Here is a 6,957-nt window from a genome sequence, read left to right as displayed (position 1 = left end):
GCCGTGGAATGTTCCTCCACGGCCCCCGCCGCCGCCCGGACACGGTCGTCCGCAGAACTGGAGAGACGTTTGCAGCTCCACTTAGTGGCCCTGAACCCGACCGACTCCGTCACCGCGGGCTTCCTGCCCGCCGCCGCCGAACTCGGTCTGGAAGTCACGGTGTTCACCGACCGGGCGGAACCGCACAAGGCCGCGTACGCGGGATCCGACGCGGCGCCCGCGCGCATCGTCGAGTGCGACGTACGCGACTTCCGGGCGCTGATCGCCGCCATGTCGCACGAGCCGTCCCCCGACGCGGTGTTCGGCAACAGCGACCACCTCCAGTCCCAGACCGCCCTCGCCGCGGACTGGTACGGCCTGCCGGGCAAGGACTGGCGTGCGGCGCTGCGGGCCAAGAACAAGGCGCTGATGCGGCGTCACCTCGCGGACGCCGGAGTCGACTCCGTGTGGACCGCCGAACTCCCCGGCGACCTGGACCCGGGGGTGCTCGCGGCGGTCGACGTGCCGTTCCCGTGCGTGGTCAAGCCGCGCGAGGGCGTCGCGAGCGAGGACGTCTACCTGGTCCGCAACGAGCGCGAACTGCTGGCGCGCTGCCGCGGGATCCGCGAGCGGACGCCGGCCGTCGCGCTCGTGGTCGAGGAGTTCCTGCGCGGCGACCTGCGCACGCTGGAGACGCTGGGCGACGGGCAAGTGCGGTACGTCCTCGGCGGGTTCCGCACCCGGGTGTCGGCGCCGCCGACGTTCGTCGAGGAGAGCATGGCCTTCGACGCGGAACCCGACGCGGCGGCGGTCGCGCAGGTGGAACGCGCGCTGGACGCCCTCGGGGTCGGCTTCGGGGCGTGCCACACCGAATATGTGGTCGCCCCGGATGGCCGGGCGCGCATCGTGGAGGTCAACTACCGCATCATCGGCGACCAGTGCGACCTGCTGCTGCGGGACTTGCTGGGGCTGCCGGTGTTCGAATGGGTGCTGCGCGTGCACCTCGGCGAACAGCTCTCGTTCGCCGAGGGTTTGGCGGCGGGCTCGGGCGCAGGGCGGCGGGCCCGAGTCGAGTACGTCTGCGCTCGGGCGGGCGGCACCCTGGTCGCGGCGCCCGCGGCCGAGGACCTGGTGGACGACGGCGTCGAGTTGGCGTACCGGCCGCTACGTGCGGTCGGCGTGACAGCTCCGCTCACCGGGACCAACCGCGACTACCTGGGCGTGGTGCGGGCGGTCGGCCCGGACCAGGGGCGGACCGACGCGGCCGTCGCCCGGTTCGTCGCCGCGCGTTCCTGGGAGATCCGCCCGTGAGCGTGTCGGGCGAACGGCCCGAGGACGAGCTGTGCGTACGCATCCTCGACGCCTGCCTGCGCGAGGACATCCACGGCCTGCGCAGCCGCGGAACGCTCGTCCGCCGCGCGGACGGCCTCTGGCTGACCATGTCTTCGGGATCCCGAACCGCCGAACTCCCGGTGCGCCGGGCCTCGTTCCTGTGCGATCTGGCGGCCCGCGGACCGGCCCTCATCGAGGACGGACGACGGCTCGTCGGACTCGACGCGCTGCTCGGCTTCCTCGCCGCCGGGACCGGTCCCGAAGACGCCGACGACGCCGAGGGGTTCGCCGCCTTCGCCGACGAATGCCGCGCCGCGCTGGCGACGGTACGCCTGCACGAGCACCACCGCGGCACCGTCTTCGCGCGCCTGGCCGGGCAGCCCGCCCGGGGCATCGCGGGGAGCCTGGTGTACGACGCGGTCGCCGCGTACCACGACCATCCCGCCTATCCGACGGGACGCTGCCGGGTGGGTCTTCCGCAACGCCAACTCCTCTCGTATGCACCCGAGTTCATGCCTCGGTTCGCCCTCCGTTGGGCCGTCGTCCCCCGCGCGGCGGCGACCGTGCGCGGCGAACTCCCGCCGTGGTGGCCGGCACCCGCGCACCTGGGCCTGCCGGACCGGTACGACGCGTCGCACCTCGCCTTCCCGGTCCACCCGTCGACCGATCCGCGCGCGGTGGCGGCGGCCGTACCCGGTCTGCGGCACGCGGACGAGCCGCATCTCACCGTCGCGCCGACGCTGTCGATGCGTTCGGTGGTGCCTCTCGACCACCCCGAGGAGCACCTCAAACTCCCGCTCGCCACCAGCACCCTCGGGCTGCGGAACAAGCGCACCATCACCCCGGGTTCGCTCGCCGACGCGGCCGCCGGAACGCACCTGCTCGGCCTCGTGCTCGACGCCGAGCCGCGGTTCCGCCACCGCGTCCTGATCGCCGACGAAAACACCCACGGCCACGCCGGACACGAACTCGCGGGGTTCCTGCTGCGCCGCCACCCGCCCGGACTCGACGGTGCGCGCGTGGTCTCCGTCGCCGCGCTCGCCGCGGCGGGCCCGGGCGGGCGGATGGTCGTGGAGTCGCTGGCGGACGAGTACTTCGACGGCGACCCGATCGCGCTGTACGACGCGTACCTGTCCCTCCTCCTGGACTGGAACGTCACGCTGTGGCTGCGCTACGGCATCGCCCTCGAAGCCCACCAGCAGAACACGTCGCTCGTGCTGCACCGCGACCGCGGCGGGCGTACGAGGCTACGCCTGCTGGTCAAGGACAACGACAGCCCCCGTGTGCTGCCCGGCCGGGCGCGAGCACTACTGGGGGACGCGGCCGACGCCGTGCCGTTCCACGATCCCCGGATCCCGGTCGCGGACGGGCGGCCGCTCGCCGACCTGTTCACCACCATCACGATCCATCTGTGCGCCGCCGCACCGATGTTCGCGCTCGCCGCGGCGGGACGGGCCGCGCTGCCGGGGCTGACCGCCCTGCTGCGTGCCCGACTCGACGCGGCAGCCGTCCGGCACGCGGACTCCCCCGACTTCCCGCTGCTGCGCGAACGGTTGTTCGCGGGGCGGCCGATGCCGGTCAAGCTCATGGTGACGGCCGGTACGCTGCTGGACAAGGCGCGCTCCGGGGCGTCCGACATCAACAAGCACTACGCGTGGACCGGACCCGACTACCTTGCCCCCCAAGCCGTCTCCGTGCCGGTTGTGCGGCGTCCGCCCCCGGCCGGGGGCGCGATGGGCGGCGAGACGGCGCAGGGGCCGTCCGCGAAGGAGTTACATGCCCGATGCCGCGACCGCCGCAGGCCCGTCGATCCCGCCGGGCCGAGCGCCGGACAGCCGGCCCCCGCAAGTCCCGACGGCCGACGTGGCGACCACCCACACCCTGCTGAACTGCCTCCTCCGTGAAGTCTCCGGACCCGAGCACCAGGCCGCCGTCGCCGACGGGCACCTGCTGATCCGCCTCCCCCGCGCCGACGCCCTCATGCGCATCCGGGTGCGCCGCACGTCACTCACCGGCGCGCACCGCTTCCACGGACCGGCCTACCGCTTCCACGGCCCCACGCACCGGCACGGCACCCGCGGCTGGCGCGAGCTGGCCTCCCACGAGGTCGCCGAACTGGTCTCCGCCGAGCTGGAGTTACGCGGCGGGACGGCCAACGGCGAGTTCGTCGGACAGGTCGCGTCCAGCCGCGACACCATCGCCGCGGTCCTCGACCGGCGCGCCGACCGGGCACCGGCCGCCGGCCGCTATCTGGAGTCCGAACAAGCCCTGGCGTTCGGACACCGCTTCCACCCCGCGCCCAAGGCGCACAGCGGTACGGCCGCGGACCGGGTGCGCCACGGGCCGGAGACCGCCCGGTCGTTCCCGTTGCGCCTGCTGGCGGTCCGCCGCGACCTGGTGGTCGAGGACGCCGCCCACCCCGACGCGCTCGCGGCCGTGGACGCGTTGGCGCCCGTACCCGAGGGCCACCGCCTGTTGCCGGTCCACCCCTGGCAGTTCGGGCTGCTCGCCGGAAACGCCGCTCTGCGGGCCGCACTGCGGGACGGGCGGATGCTGGATCTCGGCGTCGGCGGACCGGAGTTCGCCCCCACCGCCTCGGTCCGCACCCTGGCCGGGGATGCCTGCTTCCTCAAGTTCAGCCTCAACCTGCGGATCACCAACTGCGTGCGCAAGAACGCCTCGTACGAGCTCGCGGGCGCCGTCGCCCTGACTCGGATCCTCGCCGACCCGGTACGGCGGACCGCGGCCCTGCACCCAGGGTTCGCGCTGCTGGCGGAACCGGCGTACCGCAGCGTCGGCTTGCTCGGCACGGCCCTGCTCGAAGGGCTCGGGGTGATCGTGCGGGACGGCCTGACCGCGGCTGCCGAGGCCGGAACCCCCTTACTCGCGGCGGCCGTTGCCGACGAATACGCGCTCTCGGACGCGCACGTCTCGCGCCTGCTCCCGGACCCGACCCCCGAACGCCTCGCGGCGTGGTGGCAGGCGTACCTTTCCCTGCTCGTGCCGCCGGTGCTGACTCTGTTCTTCGAGCACGGCGTGGTCCTGGAACCGCACTTGCAGAACGTCCTGGTCCGCGTGGACGGTGAAGGGCAGCCGGTACGGGTGGTGTTCCGCGACCTGGAGGGCGCCAAGCTGCTCCCCGACCGGCACGGCCCGGCCCTGGCGGCGCTGCCCGCCGACGTCGCGGCGGCGATGACCTATGACGCCGAACGCGGCTGGAACCGTGTCGTCTACTGCCTGGTCGTCAACCACATCGGCGAGATGGCCGCGGCGCTGGCGGACCTGTGCCCGGCAGCCGAGCCGCGGCTATGGGGGCAGGTGAGACGCGTACTCCTCGACTACGCCCGGGACTTCGGATGCCCTCCGCCGCTGCGCGCCCTTCTCTCAGGGGTCCCGCTGCCGGCCAAGGCCAACCTGATGACGCGCTGGCAGCGCGCCGCGGACCGCGAGGCCGGGTACGTGCCGCTGCCGAGCCCCTTGGGCGCGGCCTTCCTCGACGGCGCACACGGCTCGGACGTCAAGGAGGCGCAGCCATGGGAGGCGTGAGCACCGGCCAGGCGCAAATCCCGGACACGGTAAGGTCGTTCGCCGACACGCTCGCCGAACGACGGCTCCCCGCCTACGTCCACGACCTGTCCGGCCTGCGCGAGCACACCGCCGCGATCGCCGCCGCACTGCCGCCGGACGTCGAACTCCACTACGCCGCCAAGGCCAACCCCGACGCCGGGATCCTGCGCGCGGTCGCCCCGCACGTGCACGGGTTCGAGGTCGCGTCGGGCGGCGAGTACGCCCACGTGCGCGAGGCCGTCCCCGGCAAGCCGCTCGCGTTCGGCGGGCCGGGCAAGACGCCCGCGGAGCTGACGCACGCGATCGAATCCGGCGTCCACCGCCTGCACGTCGAGAGCGAACAGGAGGCATACCGGGTGGCCGCCCTCGCGCGCGCCACCGGCCGCACGGTCGAGGTGCTGCTGCGCGCCAATCCACCCCTCGACCTGCCGGGCGCGGGGAACGCGCCGCTGACGATGGGCGGGCGCCCTACCCCGTTCGGCATGGACCCGCCGGTGCTGGACCGCTGCGCGCGGCTGCTCTCCGACGAGCCGCGTGTGCGCCTGCGCGGGCTGCACGCGCACCTCGCCAGCGGGCTGGGCGCGGACGACCTCGCCGAGTCCGCGGCCAGGCTGCTGGCCTGGGCCGACACGTGGGCCGAGGGCAATCGCGTCGACCTGCGAGAGCTGAACGTCGGGGGCGGGATGGCCGTCGACTACCGAGACCCGGGAGCCCGGTTCGACTGGCCGGCGTACGGCAAGGCGCTGGGCGCGCTCGTGCGCCCGGACGGCCCGGTGCTGCGGATCGAGCCGGGCCGGGCGATCGCGGCGTACCACGGCTGGTACGTGACCGACGTGCTCGACGTCAAGCACAGCCGGGGCGAGGCCTTCGCGGTCGTCCGGGGCGGGACCCACCACCTGCGCACCCCGGCGGCGCGCGGGCACGCGCAGCCGTTCGCGGTGCTGGCGCGCGACGGATGGCCGTACGCCTGGCCGCGCCCGGCCGCCGCGGGCGAGCCGGTGACCGTGGTGGGGCAGCTGTGCACCCCGAAGGACGTGCTGGCCGCGCGCGTCCCGGTGCCGGGCGCGGTGCGCGCGGGAGACCGGATCGTGTTCGCGATGGCCGGGGCGTACGCCTGGAACATCTCGCACCGCGACTTCCTCATGCACGCACCCCCGACCTTCCACTATTTGGCGGGGGCCGGGGGGCGTACGTAGAGTTCAGCGGTTGGGCGTCGCGGTATCGAGCACGGAAACGGCAGAGGGCATGACAACGAGTAACGACGAGGCGCCGGGCATCGACCCCGAGCGCCTGGCCGTCTGCCTGGCCGTCCTCGCGGAGCTCGACGGGCTGCCGACCGAGCACCCCGACGCGGTGCGCGTACGCGAGGCCACCGCGCACATCTTCAAGAGCGTCAAGGAGCGCCGCCGCGCCGACCGCAAGGCCCGGATCCAGGCGGCCGACCACGCGGTCATCGCGGCCACCGCGACCGGCTCGCCGGACCGCATCGACGACGAGACGCAGGGCATCCCGATCAGCTCGTCGACGGTCGGCGAGCTGGCCGGGATACTCCAGCGGGCCCGCGGCTGCTACATCTGCAAGCAGAAGTACGTCGAGGTCGACGCGTTCTACCACCAGCTCTGTCCCCCGTGCGCCAAGCTCAACCGCGAGCGCCGCGACGCGCGAGCCGACCTGACCGGGCGCCGCGCGCTGCTGACCGGCGGGCGGGCGAAGATCGGGATGTACATCGCGCTGCGTCTGCTGCGCGACGGCGCGCACACGACGATCACGACGCGCTTCCCCAACGACGCCATCCGCCGCTTCAAGGCGATGCCGGACAGTGACGAGTGGATCCACCGGCTGCGGATCGTCGGCATCGACCTGCGCGACCCGGCCCAGGTGATCGCGCTCGCCGACTCGGTCGCGGAGGCCGGGCCGCTCGACATCCTCATCAACAACGCGGCCCAGACGGTGCGCCGGACTCCGCAGGCGTACGCCGCGCTCATCTCCGCCGAGGAAGGGCCGCTCCCGGCAGGCGAGTTGCCCGAGTCGATCACGTTCGGCCACATCGCGGGCTCGGGGCACGTGGCCCTGCCGTCC

General features: G+C 73.8%; 5 protein-coding genes. All 5 read left to right on the top strand.

The annotated features are described in order from the left end of the window. The first annotated feature begins 69 nt into the window (after positions 1-69). Complete coding sequence (locus tag ACRX5S_RS32235) at positions 70-1,290, top strand: ATP-grasp domain-containing protein (RefSeq protein WP_436776716.1); 1,221 nt, start codon at positions 70-72, stop codon at positions 1,288-1,290. Continuing rightward, positions 1,287-3,215 carry an IucA/IucC family protein gene (locus tag ACRX5S_RS32230; protein ID WP_436776715.1) on the top strand — a complete coding sequence of 643 codons (1,929 nt, stop codon included), beginning with the start codon at positions 1,287-1,289 and terminating at the stop codon, positions 3,213-3,215. Before ACRX5S_RS32235 ends, ACRX5S_RS32230 begins: the two co-directional genes overlap by 4 nt. Further along, entirely contained in the window at positions 3,175-4,857 is a 1,683-nt protein-coding gene (locus ACRX5S_RS32225) for an IucA/IucC family protein (protein WP_436776714.1), read from the top strand. Before ACRX5S_RS32230 ends, ACRX5S_RS32225 begins: the two co-directional genes overlap by 41 nt. Continuing rightward, complete coding sequence (locus tag ACRX5S_RS32220; RefSeq protein WP_436776713.1) at positions 4,845-6,074, top strand: type III PLP-dependent enzyme; 1,230 nt, start codon at positions 4,845-4,847, stop codon at positions 6,072-6,074. The genes ACRX5S_RS32225 and ACRX5S_RS32220 overlap by 13 nt, the downstream gene beginning before the upstream one ends. A gap of 10 nt (positions 6,075-6,084) precedes the next feature. Further along, positions 6,085-6,957: SDR family NAD(P)-dependent oxidoreductase (locus ACRX5S_RS32215; protein ID WP_436776712.1), on the top strand; the 873-nt coding region annotated here is incomplete at its 3' end.

The sequence above is a fragment of the Yinghuangia sp. YIM S09857 genome (assembly GCF_051388915.1).
In the GTDB taxonomy this organism is placed as follows: Bacteria; Actinomycetota; Actinomycetes; order Streptomycetales; family Streptomycetaceae; genus Yinghuangia.
This window is presented reverse-complemented; position numbering and strand designations above follow the sequence as displayed.